This is a genomic window from Mesorhizobium sp. B2-8-5 (genome assembly GCF_006440675.2).
Lineage (GTDB): Bacteria > Pseudomonadota > Alphaproteobacteria > Rhizobiales > Rhizobiaceae > Mesorhizobium.
Genome location: NZ_CP083951.1, coordinates 5,428,115 through 5,443,859, shown reverse-complemented (window position 1 = coordinate 5,443,859; position 15,745 = coordinate 5,428,115). Strand labels below are relative to the sequence as shown.

The following is a 15,745-nucleotide window of genomic DNA, read 5'->3' as shown; positions in this document are numbered from 1 at the left end:
GGCAGGGGACCCGTCGGCGGGGCATGGTCTCGCGCGGGCTGGATTCCGGCGGCTTCTTTTGCTAGCGAAGCGCTATGAACAACCGTCTGCCGCCCGCCTGGGCCAAGCATATCAAGTCCGGTCCGGTACCCAAGCCATCCGCTCCGGCGCTCAGGCCCGGATCGCCGCAGGCGAATCCATCGAAACCGGACGCGCGCGCGCAGTCCGACGACCTGCTGCTGAAGCAGGCTTATGAGCATAAGCAGGCCAAGCGTCCGAAGCAGGCTCAGGATCTGTGCCTGCAGGTTCTGGCGCGCACGCCGAATTACCCGCGCGCCCTTTTTATGATGGGAACCATATGCCTGGGTTATGACGACGAGACGGCGTTGCAATATTTCGCCCGCGCCATCGCGGAGGAGCCGCGCAACGCCTACTATCACCTCAGCTTGGGAGAGGCCTATCTTAAGGTCGGCGAACACTCGCCGGCGATCGAGCATATGCGATACGCCATGGAGCTGCAGCCTGATCTTGTCGCGGCGCTCTGTGCCTTGGGACGCACTTATGTGGAATCCGATAAGCCAGATCTGGCTTTGCCGCTTTACGAGAAAGCGCTGAAAATCGACCCCGATCATCCCGAGATCAGAGTGGGGCTAGCCAATGCCCTGAGCAGCGTGGGCCGCATGGATGAAGCCGCCGCCTGTCTGAACCAGGCAATAGAGCGGCGCATCGACCTGCCGGGCGCCTATTACCGTCTTGCGCAGACGCGAAAGTTCACCAACGAGCCTCCAGAACTCCGCTCCATTCTTCATGAACTTGGCAATGCGAAACTCGGACCGGACGGCGCTCGGCTGCTCCACCATGCCGCCGGCAAGGTGCTGAATGATCTCAAACGCTATGGTGAAGCCTTCGATCATTTCCGGAAGGGGAAACAGGCCTCTCAACCATTCGACATCGACCGATATCGTCGGTGGGTCGACGCGCTGATCGAGCTCTTCACACCGGGTTTGTTTGCCGCCGCCGAGCGCAGCTTTGGTAATCCTTCCGAAGTGCCGGTTTTCGTGGTTGGCATGCCCCGCTCTGGAACGACGCTGACAGAACAGATCCTGGGCAGTCATCCCGATGTCTATGGCGCGGGGGAGCTTGCCAAATTGGGGCGGGTTGCGAATGCCATCGGGCTCAAGCCCTCATTTGCTGGAAAGTTGAACGGCCTTGTCGATTCGATCACGCCGGAGCTGTCGAAAACGCTGGCCAGGGAGCATTTGTCCTATCTCGCGGAACGTTCCGCCACCGCGCTGCGTATCGTCGACAAGATGCCGCACAATTTTGAGCTGATCGGCCTTATCGGCTTGCTCTTTCCCAAGGCGCGCATCATTCACTGCCGTCGCGATGCCATCGACAATTGCGTTTCCTGTTTCGTTCTGCCCTTCAACGGTTATCACAGTTATAGCGATGATCTGAGAACCCTCGGCCTCTACTATCGCGAATATGACCGCTTGATGCGACATTGGAACGAGGTGCTTCCGGGCCGCATCTTCGAGAGTCGCTATGAGATGCTCGTCGACGACCAGGAGGCACAATCGCGACGCCTCATTGATTACATTGGATTGCCGTGGGACGATGCCTGCCTGCGCTTTTTTGACAGGGAGGGCTCTGTGACCACGGCGAGCCGCTGGCAGGTCAGGCAACCGATCTACAAAACGTCGGTCAAGCGCTGGAAGAACTACGAAAACGAAATTCAGCCGCTGATCGAGGCGCTTGGCGATCTCGCGGATATTTGAACGACGGGCCCGCTGCTCACCGAGCTTTGACTGGATTCCATCGGTACTTATTGCTAGCAGATGCGATGAACAATCGTCTGCCGCCCGCTTGGTCCAAACACCTCAAATCCGGCGCCACGCCGAAGTCCAGATGGCTCCAGGCAAGTCCGCCGCGGCCGGCTCCACCGAAGACAAATTCGTTCGCACGTGCACAGGCCGATGACGCGCTGCTGAAGAAAGCCTATGAGCATCAACAAGCCAAACGGCTTGGTGAAGCACAGGACTTATGCCTTGAAGTGCTGGCGCGGACGCCAAACCATCCGTTGGCCCTGTACATCATGGGCACGCTTTGTCTGGGCTATGACGATGAGGCGGCTCTGCGCTATTTCGCGCGCGCGGTCGCAGAGGAGCCTGGAAACCCATACTACCACCTTAGCTTCGGCGAGACCTATGCGAAGCTGAGTGAATTCTCGGCCGCGATCAAATACATCCAGCATGCCTTGGTAATACAGCCCGATCTTGTGGAGGCCCTGTGCGCCTTGGGGCGTGTTTATACCCAGTTCGACAAGCCCGACCTGGCATTGGCGCTTTATGAGAAGGCGCTGAAGATCAACCGTGATCACCCCAAGGCGCGGACCGGAATGGCTGCTGCGCTCACTGGTCTTGGGCGTATGGACGAGGCCGGCGCCTATCTCAAAGAGGCGATCGAACGCCGCGTCGACGCAGCGGCTGCTTACTACGAGCTCGTGCAGAGCCGGAGGTTTACCGAAGAGCCTCCGGAACTTCGATCGATCGTTCGCGAACTCGACAGTCCGGGGCTTAACGCGGAGGCGGCGCAGAGCCTTCATTACGCCGCCGGCAAAGTGCAGAACGACCTCAAGCGCTATGCGGAAGCATTCGACCATTTCAACAAGGCCAAGCAGGTCGCCGGCTACAGGTTCGACATCGATCAGTATCGTCGTTTCGTGGACTCGATGATTGAAATCTTCACGCCTGGCCTGTTTGCCGCGGCGTCCGGCCTTGGCGATCCTTCCGATCTCCCTGTGTTCGTGGTTGGCATGCCCCGTTCCGGAACGACTCTGACGGAACAGATCCTGGCCAGTCATCCCGGAGTTCATGGCGCGGGAGAACTTGAAAAACTAAGACGGGTAGCAAACGCAATCGACCTCAAATCGTCGGCAGAAGATTTGAGCAAGCCCGTCAATTCCCTTACGCCGGAACTGACCAGGACGCTGGCCGAAGAGCATCTGTCCTACCTCAGAGAACGGGCGCCTGCTGCGCTCCGCGTCGTCGACAAGGAGCCGCACAATTTTGAGCTGATCGGTCTTATCGCCCTTCTGTTTCCCAATGCGCGCATCATTCACTGCCGCCGCGACGCCATCGACAATTGCGTGTCATGCTATGTCCTCCCCTTCAACTCGGCACACAGCTACAATGCAGACCTGCGGGCACTCGGCCTGTACTATCGGGAATATGACCGCTTGATGCGTCACTGGAACGAGGTTTTCCCAGGCCGTATCTTTGAAAATCGCTATGAGACGCTCGTCGAGGATCAAGAGGCACAGTCGCGCCGGCTCATCGATCATCTCGGCCTGCCTTGGGATGACGCGTGCCTGCGCTTCTTCGACAGGGAAGGGGCGGTCACCACGCCCAGCCGCTGGCAGGTTCGTCAGCCGATCTACAAATCGTCGGTGAAGCGCTGGAAGAATTACGAAAGTCAGATCCAGCCTTTGATCGAAGCGTTGAGCGACCTCGCCGACGTTTGACTTCGATCACGGGGTGCGGCTGCCCCGCCGTCTCCCCGGAATTTTTAAAGCTTTCCACCGCGCTGCGGCGCAATCAGGTCGAACGCCAAACGGCGCCTCGGATACACGGCTGGTGCAACATCCGAACTGCGCAGCGGTTCTTGGATCTCGATACCCATCAAACAAAAAAAGAGAACCCGGCGGTTGCCCGCCGGGTTCTCTTGTCTCCCCGAAATATCTGGTCTTAGAAATCGCGCTGGAAGCGGATGATCGCGCCGACGGCGTTCTTCTTCGTGGCGCCAGCCCAAACGTTGCCGTGGTCGAAAGCATCCGAACCAACGTGCTGGTAGTCAACTTCGGGCGTGACCGTCAGGCCAGGGACGACGGTGTAGGCAATATTGGCCGCGATCGCGTAATCCTTCCACTGATCACCAGACACCTGAAGGTTGAACGAGGCCTTGTCGCTGAACTTGTAGGTGCCGCCAGCCCAGAAGGCCCAGTTGCCGCCCCACGGCTTGTAGAAGCCACGACCGTTCGCGAATGCGACTGCCGATGTGTCGTTGAGCTTGCCCTCGCTGGCATAGCCGAACATGCCGAACAGCGACAGTTCGTTGGTCACGTTCACGTCCAGGCGGACCTTGCCCGAGACGTATTCGTAGTTGCTGTCATAGGCGACGACGCCGACGATATCACCCCAGCCCTGCGTGTACTTCAAGCCACCGACGATGTGCGGAACGTAGCTGTCGATCGTGCCGACGCCATAGCCATAACCTCCCGTAACATTGGGGGTCTGTGCACCGCCGCCCGAACCTTCTTCGAGAGAGGCCATCGCCGAGAAACCGTTGCCGGCGTCGAAGTAGTACTGAACGACACCGGTCTTGAACCCGCCATAGGGAACGATGGTGTCGTTGACGACGTTACCGGCGTAGCCGACGAACGTATCGAATGCCGATTCGTCCAAGCCTACACGCAAGCCGCCAAGCTGAATCCAGGCGAAGTGCATGTCGAAGCTGTTTTCAGCAGCATTATCCCCGTAGTTGTTGAACGGGTGATTTTGGAAATTCATCCGCGTTTCGGTGTAGGTCTTCAACGTGCCGAGTTCCGTTTCCTGGCCGGTCCAGGTCTTCAGCGTGAAGCGGGCGTCTTTGTACCAGGTGCCCTGGTTCTTGCCGGTGACGACATCGTCGGCGCGTGCGCCGGTGAACGTGCCAACGTCGCCGAAGCCGGCGTCATAACGGACATAGCCGCCGATGCGCAGGCAGGTCTCGGTGCCCGGGATGTAGAAGTAGCCGGAGCCGTACACGTCGCAGATCTTGACGTATTCGGCCGGTTCCGGCTCGGCGACGGTCACCGCGTCGGCGGCGCGAGCACCGGAAACTGCGACCAGAGCCGCAGCTGAGCCGAGAAGAAGGCTCTTGATGTTCATTTTCTGACCTCCAGTCAGAATCGGACGGAAGCGATAGGCGCCCTCGGCTGAAATCACCGTCAAGATTTTGTTATTGCTATATTTTTCACCTTAAACAGAGAAGCCAGAGGTATTTGCCCGAGCGATTGCGGGTCCGGTTGCCGGACATGCGACGGAATTGGAATGAAGTCGTCGGGCCCGCTCGAAAGGCTACGCAAGCCCCGATCCGCCGCTCATGATTCGATGTCATGCCGGGACGGCGCCCTCCGTCCGCAGCTGCCGGCCAAAGGATTTTTCGGCGAATATGGCGCCGGCTTGTTGATTGTGCCCGCGCTTTTCTTTATCCAGCGGCGCGACGGAGAGGTGGCCGAGTGGTCGAAGGCGCTCCCCTGCTAAGGGAGTAGAGGTCAAAAGCTTCTCGTGGGTTCGAATCCCATCCTCTCCGCCATCTTCCCTCGCGCAGCGCGCGACAAACCTTCCCTCGCAAGGCGATTCTGCGGCAACAACCCGGCATGGCGACTCGCCAGGCCGCCGTAATGCAGCCAGCTGATCGCCGAAATCGGCGGGATTCGAAGGCCGCGCGGACCGCAATGGTTAACGAGAGCTTTCGGAGTGAGGCCAAATCGTGTCATTTGTGCAACAACCCTGGGGGATAGCGTCCGGACAGCGCTTGCGGCGGTACGATCCTGGTTGAACGGCGCCGGCTCATGGGTAATGTCAGCTTCGAAGGAGCGGCGCGGTGCGCATCTTTTTCGGTAGTGGGGATGGGGCAGGGAACGCTGTCCTTCAGCAAAAAATACCCAGACCCGTTTTTTAACTTTTGACTGGAGGTCAGAAAATGAACATCAAGAGCCTTCTTCTCGGCTCAGCTGCGGCTCTGGTCGCAGTTTCCGGTGCTCGCGCCGCCGACGCGGTGACCGTCGCCGAGCCGGAACCGGCTGAATACGTCAAGATCTGCGACGTGTACGGCGCCGGCTACTTCTACATCCCGGGCACCGAGACCTGCCTGCGCATCGGCGGCTATGTCCGCTACGACGCCTCGGCTGGCGAGCGGGGCTCGTTCACGGGTCGCGGCACCACCGACGTCATGGATGGCGACTCGCAGCGTTCGTGGCATAAGAACGCCCGCTTCGCTCTGAAGACCTGGACTGGTCAGGAAACCGAACTCGGCACCTTGAAGACCTACACCGAGACGCGTTTCGACTTCAGCGACGGCGCTTCGTCGGTCAATACCCACTTTGCTTGGGTTCAGCTCGGTGGTCTGCGCATCGGCGCTGACGAATCGGCCTTCGACACCTTCCAGGGTTATGCCGGCTCGGTTATCAACGATACGATCGTTCCTTACGGCGGCTTCGACACCAACCTGATCAGCTACACCTTTGATGCTGGCAACGGCTTCTCGGCCATTGTCTCGTTTGAAGAGGGCAATTCCTACGGTGGCTATCACGACGCAAGCCCTCGTACCACTGACGGCGCCCAGACGTTCGAGGGCAGCGAGCTCATCGACAGCTACGTGCCGCATATCGTCGGCGGCGTGAAGTGGACGCAGGGCTGGGGCGGCATCAGCGGTGTCGTCGCTTACAACAGCAACTGGGAAGAGTGGGCCGGCAAGGTTCGCTTGGACGTGAACGTCAACGACGCCTTCTCGCTGTTCGTCATCGGCGGCTACGGCACCGACGACAACGCTCCGCGCAACTTCTACAAGCCGTGGGGCGGTAACTGGGCTGTGTGGGGCGGTGGCACCTACAAGTTCAACGAGAAGACCTCGTTCAACCTCCAGGTTTCGTATGACGAAGCCAAGGAATTCGGTCTCGCGGCGAACGTTGCCTACACGATCGTTCCCGGCTTCTCGGTCATCACCGAACTCGACTGGGCTCACAACGACCACGACAACAACGGTTACAACTGGACGAACATCGCTCCCGGCAAGAAGAACGCTCTCGGCGGCTTCGTCCGCTTCCAGCGCGACTTCTAAGGGCTGGAACCCTACAGGTGAAATCCGGCCCGGGCGCTTCCTCGCCCGGGCCGTTTTTGTTTTCCGCGGTTGCGGCAATTCAAACGAAAGGATGGGGGTGAAACGGTAAGCTGATCGGGTCTGTTGATCGATCTTGTGGGTTCCGCGCTGGCGGATGAGATCGTCGATGAGATTCGAAAACTCTTGAAAGGACACTCTCAAGCGGTTAGGGCTGGTCCCTTAACCACAGGGGGTGTGGCTAAAATGTCGAACGAAGCGGTTCAAGAGGGTGAGCCCTCTGGTCATTTTGCGGTATTTTCTTCTCAGAATTCGAACTTTCGATACACCTACAACAAGATCCGAGAAGTAAAGTCGTATAGGATCGGAGAGCTTTTCGCAGCTTATCGAGATATACTCTGGGATGATGGGCGGCATAAATACAATGTTAGCTCGTTCATCGGTGAAATAGACGAGATCCTTCTGGGAGAGCGTTTCAGCACCTTCGACCAGAACACCCTGGACAATCTTATCGGTACATTGCGCCAGCGCGGCAACAGCAACGCAACCATCAATCGCAAGATGGCTGCCCTCAGCAAATTGCTGCGTAAGGCGCATAAGATGGGAGATATCCACAGCCTGCCCGAATTCCGCCGCCAGAAGGAGCGGGCGGGACGGATTCGCTTCCTCGAAAGGGACGAAGAAGCGAGGCTGTTCGCGGCGATCAGGAGCCGCAGCGAGGATGCCTACAGGCTTTCCATCTTCCTGGTCGATACCGGCTGCCGCCTCGGCGAGGCGCTCGGCCTGATCTGGAACGACATCCAGGAACACCGGGTCTCCTTCTGGATCACCAAGTCCGGCCGCAGTCGCACCATTCCGATGACCGAGCGCGTCAAGGAAGTCATCAAGCTGCCGCCGAACACGGAAGGACGCCGGCCGAAAGGCCCGTTCACCAAGCTCACACAGGCGCAGTACCGGGCCATCTGGAACGAGGCGAAGACGGAAGTCGGTCTCGGCGCCGACGAACAGGTGGTGCCGCATATCCTGCGTCACACTTGCGCTTCACGTCTGGTCCAGGGCGGTATCGACATAAGGCGCGTCCAGATGTGGCTGGGCCATCAGACCTTGTCGATGACCATGCGGTACGCGCATCTGGCCACCAACGATCTCGATGGCTGTGTCGTCGTTCTCGAGAAACCGCGCGGCGACGAATCGTCGTCCCGCTCGGCCGAAGCCTCCGTCTTCGCTTCGCCCCTCACGACGCCGACCTCTGCCTCGCCGTCTCGGAAAGCGAAACGGCCGGAACCGGCCAAGGCGCCCCGCAAGCGCTCGAAAGGCGAGTAGACCGAGCGGATCGCTCCCGCCGGCATGCGCAAATCTATATTTGGATGGTAAGCCCGGGACTGACATAGTCTCGGGCTTTATTTCATTTCTACTCGACATTCGATCCGATAGAGGAATGCGGCAATCTTTCCAGGCAAGTCACCGGTTTCGAGGAAGGGCGCGTGGCCCTGGCCTTCGACGGTGATCTGTTCCATGCCGGGGTGCCGCTCCTGCATCGCTTGAAGCGTCGCCGTGGAAAGCAGTTTCGAGTTTGCGCCGCGAATGGCGAGCAGTGGAATGGCGGCGAGCGCGTCGAACTGCGGCCACAGATCCGGCAACGGCTTGCTGAAATCGATGCCGGCCAGCGTGTCGACCAGGGCCGGATCGAAATCCGGCACCCAGCCGGCATCCGTTTCGCGGCAGATCGCCCGGACCATCCGCGCCCAGTCGGCGTCGGTGAGCGCCGGGAAATCGGCGCCGTGCACGCGCCGCTGGGCCGCGACCGCCTCGGCGAAGGTCTTCGGTTTCGGCGCACGGTCGAGATAGGAGCGGATATGGGCGAGGCCTTCCGCCTCGATCACCGGGCCGATGTCGTTCAGGACGACGGCCCTTAGTACGGCCGGCTTCAACGCGCCGAGCACATGGATGATCAGGCCGCCACGCGACGTGCCGACGAAGGCGGCCTGTTCGATGCCGAGCGCAGACAGCCCGGCAAGCACGTCGCCGGCTTCGACCCCGACATTATAGTGGCCGATATCGGGATCGTGGCCGGATTGCCCGCGGCCGCGGTAGTCGAAGGCAATGACTTTCCGGGGGCTCTCCGTTTTCCTGGAAAGATGGATCGCGAGTTCATGAAAGTCGCGCGCATTGCGGGTGAGGCCGGGCAGGCAGACTACCGGGCAGCCCTTGGCATTCGGTTCGCCATAGATCCGCGCATGAAGCTTTAGGCCGTCGGGCGCGGGATAAAAGAAGTCGGAGAAACCTTCGTCGCTCGCCATCGCAATGCCGCTCCTCGCTGGGTGATCGACAGCTACAGGCGAGGGCAGGGATCGTCAAATAGGGAGTTCTTCCCTTCTCCCCTTGCGGGCCCTTTGCGGGAGAAGGTGGATCGGCGCGTCAGCGCCGAGACGGATGAGGGTGTTCCAGCGGAGTGAGACGTCGGCGTTTCCTGGAACGCAACAGGCCCACAAGGGGAGAAGGAAAGACTTCAGCTGCGCCCGTTCACGAGGTCGCCCACGATGTCGTATTTCCCTGAAATACGCATCTTATAAACCTCATAATTCTCCATCACGCGCTGCACGTAACTTCTTGTTTCCGTGTAGGGAATCCGCTCGATCCAGTCGACGACCGCATCGATGCCCTTGCCGCGCGGATCGCCGTATTTCACCGCCCATTGGGCGGCGCGGTTCGGGCCGGCATTGTAGCCGGCGAAGGTGAGCACATAGGAGCCACCGAAGCGGTCGAGCTGTTCGCCGAGGAAGGCCGAGCCCAGCGTCGCGTTGTAGCCGGCATCGGTCGTCAGCCGCGCCTGCGAAAAGGTCATGCCGGCCTTCTTCGCCAACTGCTTGGCGGTGCCCGGCATCAGCTGCAGCAGGCCGCGCGCGCCGGCGCTGGAAACGGCGCCGATATTGAACTCGCTTTCCTGGCGGGCGATGGCGTAGGCGAGCGCCTTGCCGGACCCCGAAATGTTGGCCGAATCGGGAATGACACCCAGCGGATGCGACAGCGCGCCGACATCGATGCCGCGCTGGGCGGCGATCTTGCCGACCTTCAGCGCCATGAAATGGTTGCCCTGCTTTTCGGCCAGCACCGCAAGCAGCGCCAGTTCGCCCGGACTGGTCAGCTGCCCGGCAAGGTCGCGGTAGAGCGTCTCGGCGTAGCGGTCGTAGCCTGCTTCCTGCAGCCGCTTGATCGCGCCGACTGCTTCTCGGTTGTCAAAGCTCTGTCGGTCGGCGGCACTCGGTTTCGGATAGACGATGTTGAGCGTTCTCAAGCCCACGCGCTCGCCCGCGAGCTGGCCGTAGAAGGTCGTGCCGTAGCCGGCCGCACGCGTGAAATAATCCTTGGCGTTGCCTGGGCCGCCGACTTCCGCCGCGCGGCCGAGCCAGTAATAGGCGCGCGACAGCGACACCGGTCCCTGGGCGAATTCGGTGATGCGCGTGAAATGCCCGGCGGCGGTCGCTGGGTCGTTGAGGCCGCGCAATGCATACCAGCCGGCGTGGAATTCGGCTTCGGCGGCGTTCAGCGGGCTCTCGGCGGCGTGCATGGAGACGATCTTGTAGGCGGTCTTCATGTCGCCCTGGTCGACCAGTTCACGCGACAGCACGCGGCGTTCGACCCACCAGGCGTCGGGGTCGACCAGCGAATCGCGATCGGTCGGCGCCTTCATCACGACAGCAGCGGCATCGGCGAATTTCTGCTGCTTGCGCAGATATTCCGCCTCGGCGAAGAAATAGCCGGCCGAGCGCTGCGCCGCGGGCACCGCCTTCAACAGCTTGGCGGCGTTCTTGTCGCCCTTGTCGGCAGCCGCCCAGGCATCCGCCAGGGGCTGTGCGCCGGCGAGGCCAGCGACCCTCAGCGCCGAGGACGGCCGGTCGGCATAGAACATGCGCTCCATGCGGTAGCGATGGTCGGCCGCCGGGATCAGCGCGCCGAACTCCTTGATGACGGTCGCCTCGTCCTTTGCTTCCAGCTTCTCGGTGCGCCAGAACGGCACCAGCACCGCGCGCGCCGCGGCCTGGTTGCCCAGCGCCATCTGCGAGCGGGCAAGAATGATCACACCCTCGGGCGTCAGCGGCTGGCTGCGGCCGAAGGCCTGCACCACCACTTGCGGCGGCGGGTTCTCGCGATAGAGCGCGCGCTCGCTGTTCTTGCGCAACGCGATCGTGCCGGGCCATCCCGGCAGCATCTTGGCCGCGTCGGCGATCTCGCCGCTCGGCACCTGATCGCCGCCGTAAAGCGCGATCGCCCAGGCAAGGATGTGCCGGTCGAGCGAGGTGGCGGGCAGCGTGTCGCGCGCATTGCGCGCGCCGGCGATGTTGTTGGCGGCGAGCGCATCGAGCCCGCTCTTCAGTTGCGCTATGTCGGGGGCGGTCGACATCTGGCCCGGCGCCTGCGGCGCATCGGGCACCGGAATCGAGGCCGTCGCGCGCACATCGACGCTGCCGCCGATCGCCACGGTGGGCATCAGCGCGACGATCGCGCCCAAAAGCGCGAAAAGATGGGGCCGCCTCGTCGGCATTTTACGATCCTAGCACATCGTCAGCAGGCGCGGGCATTTGAGAACCCGATGCGAAGCCTAAACTTAGGTCGTGAAGGGCTCGTAAACAAAAGGTTATCGAGGCCGTTCGAATTGCGCTTGCTGGTGTCCCGATTCTGAAATTCGCATGACCTTGATATCGGGCGCGGCGCGAATTTCAGAATCGCAGGGACACCAGCCAACTGTCGAATCCAGTGTCGTTTTGGTTTTCGATGTTCGCCCCGAGCCTGATATCAACGTCTGGCGAACATCGAAAACCACGACACTGGCACTACGCCGATGCTTGCCGCTGAACCATGTCGAGACTATGGTGCGCGGCTTCGCTTTCGGGTAGAAGGCGCGCAACCAACCGATCTAATGAACACCGATGCATGTCGCCCAAAAGTGGGAACCGGTTTTGGGACGACGACACGCATAAACCGACAAAGTTCCAAGGAGTTTGGACGACATGCTGAGAGGCTCGCTGACTGCGCTTGTGACACCGTTCGAAAAGAGCGGGCGCTTCGACGAGAAAGCCTTTCGCTCGTTTGTCGAATGGCAGATCGCCGAAGGCACCAAGGGTCTCGTTCCCGTCGGCACGACCGGCGAGTCGCCGACGCTGTCGCATGAGGAGCACCGTCAGGTCGTCAAGGTCTGCATCGAGGTGGCCAAGGGCAGGGTGCCCGTCGTGGCCGGCGCGGGCTCCAACAACACCGAGGAAGCGGTCGGGCTGGTTCAATACGCCGAAAAGGCCGGCGCCGATGCAGCGCTGGTGGTCACGCCCTATTACAACAAGCCCACGCAGCGCGGACTCTATGAGCATTTCGCCGCCGTAGCCAGGGCGACCAGGCTGCCGATCATCATCTACAACATCCCACCGCGTTCGGTGATCGACATGACGCCGGAGACGATGGGCAGGCTGCGCCACGACTTCAAGAACATCGCCGGCGTCAAGGACGCGACCGGCAAGGTCGAGCGCGTCTCCTATCAGCGCATGCACTGCGGCGAGGATTTCATCCAGCTCTCCGGCGAGGATGCATCCGCCCTCGGCTTCAACGCCCATGGCGGTGTCGGCTGCATTTCGGTCACCTCGAATGTCGCGCCACGGCTCTGTGCCGAATTCCAGGAAGCGACACTCTCCGGCGACAGCGCCAAGGCGCTCGACCTGCAGGATCGGCTACTGCCGCTCCACGAGGCGATCTTCATGGAGCCCGGTGTTTCCGGGTCGAAATACGCGTTGTCGAAGCTGGGCAGGATCGAGAACGTGGTGCGCTCGCCGCTGGTGACGGTCGAGGTTTCGACCGCGCAAAAGATCGACGCGGCGCTCAAGCACGCCGGCTTGATTAATTAGGAATGAGGCGCCACCTCTCCGCATTATGAATCAAGTCAAGAAAGCCGACCCCAACAACAGGACGGTCGCCGAAAACCGCAAGGCGCGCTTTTCCTATGAGGTGCTCGACACGATCGAGACCGGCTTGGTGCTGACCGGCACCGAGGTCAAGTCGCTGCGCCAGGGCCAGGCCAACATCCAGGAGAGCTATGCCTCGGCCGAAGGCGGCGAGATCTGGCTGATCAACTCCTATCTGCCGGAATATCTGCAGGCCAACCGCTTCAACCACGAGCCGCGCCGCCGCCGCAAACTGCTGGTCTCGAAGCGCGAGATGGCCAAGCTCTCGCAAAGCGTCGAGCGCGAAGGCATGACGCTGGTGCCGCTGAAAATCTATTTCAACGACCGCGGCCGTGCCAAGCTGCTGCTGGCGATCGCCCGGGGCAAGAAATTGCACGACAAGCGCGAGACCGAAAAGCAGCGCGACTGGTCGCGCGAAAAGGGCCGGCTGCTGAAAGAACGCGGCTAAAGCAATTCCAGGAAAAGTGCATAGCGGTTTTCCGTTCGGAATTGCGTCAAAACAAAAGAGCTTTCGCCGCCGGTGGAAACAGGCCACCTGAAAAAAGCCACCGGCCGGCTCTCTGGTCCGGCGCAATTCTCACCTTCCGACGGGGACAGGTCTTGGGGAAGCGGATTGTTTTCTGGGGCCTTGCCGGCGTGGTTGTCGCCTGCGCCGTCGTGGCAGGCGCCTATTTGTGGTTCCGTGGCTTTTCGCCGGACCGCGCGGAGTTCCCGATCCGAGGCATCGACGTCTCCCACCATCAGGGCAAGATCGACTGGCAACGCGTCGCGGCAGACGATGTCGCCTTCGCGATCATCAAGGCAACCGAAGGCGGCACCCATGTCGATACCCAATTCGCAACCAACCTGCGCGAGGCCCGCGCGGCCGGCCTGGCGGTCGGCGCCTATCATTTCTTCACCTTCTGCCGCCCTGGCGCCGACCAGGCGAGGAACTTCATTGCGGTGGTGCCGCGCGGCGAGCCGCTTCTGCCGCCGGTGGTCGACATCGAGTTCGGCGGCAACTGCCCGCAGCGTCCGTCTCCCGAACAGTTGAACGCCGAGCTCGCCGCCTTCCTCGGCCCGGTCGAGACGGCGTTCGGCAAGCAGGCGATTTTCTATCTGACCGACGAGGCGGCCGACGCCTATTCCGGCAGCATCATCGCGCGCCAGCACTGGCTGCGGTCACTGGCGATCAGGCCACGCGGGAACGACTGGATCTACTGGCAATATCACAATATGGGCCACGTCGACGGCATCGAAGGCGATGTCGATCTCAACGTTTTGAAGGGCAGCCGCGGGACGCTGGCGGAGTTGTTTGCGCCGACGCCGTGAGTGCCCGGCGGCAGCCTCGAATCTGTTTCTGCGGCGTTTTGCGTATATCGCTGAAAAGTCTCACGATCAGCCTGACGCCGGTACATTCAGGCTTGCGCTGGCACTGGGTCTTCCGGTCGCCGAGAAGGCCATTCCCGCTGCCATGATCGCGATGGCTGCGAACTGGATCGTCATCGGCGTTTCGCCGAGCACTGCCATGCCGACAATCACCGTCGCGATCGGTATGCCGGGCAGGAACAGGGACGCCGCCTGCGGCCCCATTTGCCGGACGATGTAGGTGTAGAGGAACATGGCCGCCGCGCCGGCCAGAATCCCTTGGATCACGATCTGGCTGACGATCTCCGTAGCCGACGCGGCATGGATATGGCTTGGCGCCAAGAGATGGAGAACCGGCAACGGCAGGCACGACAGGGTTACTACCGCGGCCGTCGCCGTGACCGGATCGGCACGCCATAGCCTCACGAGAACGGCATAAGTCGAAAACATGAGGCCCGATCCGATGAACAGCACGTCGCCGATCAGGGCGCCGCCGGTGCCGCCACGCGCCGCGGCGATGAACAGCAACAGCCCGGCGATGATCGCGCCGACGCCGATTGTCCGTCGTTGAGAACCGCCGTCGTCGAAGAAGACGCGCGACAGCAGGGACGAAAAGAAGACGATCGACGCAGGACAGAGCGCGGCCGCGTGGGCGGCAGGCGCATAGGTCAGGCCCCAATTGATGATCAGCGGATAAGGCAAACCTGCCAATGCCGCCAACGCCAGAGCCCGTCGCCAGCCCAGCGCCCTCATGGGGGCGAAGCCGCTGCGCCAGACGATCGGCAGAAAGACCACCCCCGCGCCGCCAAAGCGCAAAACGGCCAAATCTGTCGCCGTCAGGTGTTCTCGCAGGCTGAAGCGAGCAGCGACGAATTGGATAGCGTAGATGCCGATCATGGTGAGGCCGGCGATAATCGCCAGTCTCGTGTTCCCTGCGTCATCTGCGTCTGCCACGACTTGCCACCCATAAGGTCGTCGGAGGTGAAGACTGTCTCCACCGCTGCGGCGAAAGCGCAGACTATTGTTCAGCTCTCTGCGTTGAAATACACTTATTTTGGAAAACGGTAGTGGAATTCACATTGGAAAGGCAGTTCTGAAGTGAATCCTGAAGCAAGCGACCTCGACGCGATCGACCGCAATCTTCTTCGGCTGCTGCAGGAGGATGGGCGTCGCACCACGCTTGATCTGGCGGCGCGTGTCGGCCTGTCGCCGACCGGCACGAGCCAGCGGGTGAAGCGGCTGTTTCGGGAAGGCTACATCATCGCGGTCAGGGCCGTGCTCGATCCCGCCAAGATCGGCCGCGGCACACTCGTCTTCATCGAGGTACGCCTCGATCACACGGCGCCTCATATCTTCGAACGCTTCGCCGAAGCGGTGATCAAGGCGCCTGAGGTGCTGGAATGCCATATGGTCGTGGGCGGCTTCGACTATCTGGTAAAGGCGCGTATCTCGGAAATGGCCGCCTATCAGGATTTTCTGACCCGGGTCATCCTACCGTTGCCCGGAGTGAAGGAGACGCACACTTACGCCTCGATCGGCGAGGTGAAGCCGGATGCGCTGCTGCCGGTATGAATGGGCGCGGGATTACTCCA

12 protein-coding genes and 1 tRNA gene are annotated in these 15,745 nt (G+C 61.2%); 9 read left to right on the top strand and 4 right to left on the bottom strand.

The annotated features are described in order from the left end of the window. Positions 1 to 74 precede the first annotated feature (74 nt). The gene (locus tag FJ430_RS27035) at positions 75 to 1,757 is read left to right on the top strand and encodes a tetratricopeptide repeat-containing sulfotransferase family protein (RefSeq protein WP_140702973.1); all 1,683 of its coding nucleotides are present in this window, start codon (positions 75 to 77) and stop codon (positions 1,755 to 1,757) included. A gap of 65 nt (positions 1,758 to 1,822) precedes the next feature. Continuing rightward, entirely contained in the window at positions 1,823 to 3,502 is a 1,680-nt protein-coding gene (locus tag FJ430_RS27030; protein ID WP_140702975.1) for a tetratricopeptide repeat-containing sulfotransferase family protein, read from the top strand. Positions 3,503 to 3,725: 223 nt separating this feature from the next. Here FJ430_RS27030 and FJ430_RS27025 read toward each other — a convergent pair whose 3' ends face one another. Then, positions 3,726 to 4,907: a porin gene (locus tag FJ430_RS27025; RefSeq protein ID WP_140702977.1), complete on the bottom strand. Its 1,182-nt coding sequence runs from the start codon at positions 4,905 to 4,907 to the stop codon at positions 3,726 to 3,728. Between the two features lie 336 nt (positions 4,908 to 5,243). Here FJ430_RS27025 and FJ430_RS27020 point away from each other — a divergent pair. The 3 genes from FJ430_RS27020 to FJ430_RS27010 all read left to right on the top strand — a co-directional run bounded on the left by FJ430_RS27020 (position 5,244) and on the right by FJ430_RS27010 (position 8,181). After that, positions 5,244 to 5,334 (top strand) — tRNA-Ser (locus FJ430_RS27020). A 390-nt stretch (positions 5,335 to 5,724) separates the two neighbouring features. Continuing rightward, entirely contained in the window at positions 5,725 to 6,861 is a 1,137-nt protein-coding gene (locus tag FJ430_RS27015) for a porin (protein WP_140702979.1), read from the top strand. 243 nt (positions 6,862 to 7,104) lie between these two features. Further along, the gene (locus FJ430_RS27010) at positions 7,105 to 8,181 is read left to right on the top strand and encodes a tyrosine-type recombinase/integrase (protein ID WP_140703632.1); all 1,077 of its coding nucleotides are present in this window, start codon (positions 7,105 to 7,107) and stop codon (positions 8,179 to 8,181) included. Between the two features lie 77 nt (positions 8,182 to 8,258). Here the strand turns inward: FJ430_RS27010 and FJ430_RS27005 are convergent, their stop codons facing one another. Both FJ430_RS27005 and FJ430_RS27000 read right to left on the bottom strand, forming a co-directional pair. Continuing rightward, entirely contained in the window at positions 8,259 to 9,158 is a 900-nt protein-coding gene (locus FJ430_RS27005; RefSeq protein WP_140702982.1) for an alpha/beta fold hydrolase, read from the bottom strand. A 209-nt stretch (positions 9,159 to 9,367) separates the two neighbouring features. Further along, positions 9,368 to 11,401 (bottom strand): lytic transglycosylase domain-containing protein, encoded by a 2,034-nt coding sequence (locus FJ430_RS27000; protein ID WP_140702984.1) that lies wholly within the window; start codon positions 11,399 to 11,401, stop codon positions 9,368 to 9,370. A gap of 466 nt (positions 11,402 to 11,867) precedes the next feature. Between FJ430_RS27000 and dapA the strand changes: the two genes are divergently transcribed. The 3 genes from dapA (at position 11,868) to FJ430_RS26985 (ending at position 14,117) form a co-directional block, all read left to right on the top strand. Further along, the gene (gene dapA / locus FJ430_RS26995) at positions 11,868 to 12,749 is read left to right on the top strand and encodes a 4-hydroxy-tetrahydrodipicolinate synthase (protein WP_140702986.1); all 882 of its coding nucleotides are present in this window, start codon (positions 11,868 to 11,870) and stop codon (positions 12,747 to 12,749) included. A 25-nt stretch (positions 12,750 to 12,774) separates the two neighbouring features. Beyond that, on the top strand, positions 12,775 to 13,254 hold the full coding sequence (gene smpB, locus FJ430_RS26990; protein WP_041002108.1) for an SsrA-binding protein SmpB: 480 nt from the start codon (positions 12,775 to 12,777) through the stop codon (positions 13,252 to 13,254). A gap of 152 nt (positions 13,255 to 13,406) precedes the next feature. After that, the gene (locus FJ430_RS26985) at positions 13,407 to 14,117 is read left to right on the top strand and encodes a GH25 family lysozyme (RefSeq protein WP_140702988.1); all 711 of its coding nucleotides are present in this window, start codon (positions 13,407 to 13,409) and stop codon (positions 14,115 to 14,117) included. A 66-nt stretch (positions 14,118 to 14,183) separates the two neighbouring features. Here FJ430_RS26985 and FJ430_RS26980 read toward each other — a convergent pair whose 3' ends face one another. Beyond that, on the bottom strand, positions 14,184 to 15,107 hold the full coding sequence (locus FJ430_RS26980) for a DMT family transporter (RefSeq protein WP_226891932.1): 924 nt from the start codon (positions 15,105 to 15,107) through the stop codon (positions 14,184 to 14,186). Positions 15,108 to 15,251: 144 nt separating this feature from the next. Between FJ430_RS26980 and FJ430_RS26975 the strand changes: the two genes are divergently transcribed. Continuing rightward, positions 15,252 to 15,725, top strand: coding sequence for an Lrp/AsnC ligand binding domain-containing protein (locus FJ430_RS26975; RefSeq protein ID WP_140702990.1), 474 nt, complete (start codon positions 15,252 to 15,254; stop codon positions 15,723 to 15,725). Positions 15,726 to 15,745: the final 20 nt, after the last annotated feature.

Excerpts from the sequence above, each read along its gene's own strand:
- FJ430_RS27035 (WP_140702973.1), top strand. The coding sequence starts at position 75 with ATGAACAACCGTCTGCCGCCCGCCTGGGCCAAGCATATCAAGTCCGGT.
- FJ430_RS27030 (WP_140702975.1), top strand. The coding sequence starts at position 1,823 with ATGAACAATCGTCTGCCGCCCGCTTGGTCCAAACACCTCAAATCCGGC.
- FJ430_RS27025 (WP_140702977.1), bottom strand. The coding sequence starts at position 4,907 with ATGAACATCAAGAGCCTTCTTCTCGGCTCAGCTGCGGCTCTGGTCGCA.
- FJ430_RS27015 (WP_140702979.1), top strand. The coding sequence starts at position 5,725 with ATGAACATCAAGAGCCTTCTTCTCGGCTCAGCTGCGGCTCTGGTCGCA.
- FJ430_RS27010 (WP_140703632.1), top strand. The coding sequence starts at position 7,105 with ATGTCGAACGAAGCGGTTCAAGAGGGTGAGCCCTCTGGTCATTTTGCG.
- FJ430_RS27005 (WP_140702982.1), bottom strand. The coding sequence starts at position 9,158 with ATGGCGAGCGACGAAGGTTTCTCCGACTTCTTTTATCCCGCGCCCGAC.
- FJ430_RS27000 (WP_140702984.1), bottom strand. The coding sequence starts at position 11,401 with ATGCCGACGAGGCGGCCCCATCTTTTCGCGCTTTTGGGCGCGATCGTC.
- dapA (WP_140702986.1), top strand. The coding sequence starts at position 11,868 with ATGCTGAGAGGCTCGCTGACTGCGCTTGTGACACCGTTCGAAAAGAGC.
- smpB (WP_041002108.1), top strand. The coding sequence starts at position 12,775 with ATGAATCAAGTCAAGAAAGCCGACCCCAACAACAGGACGGTCGCCGAA.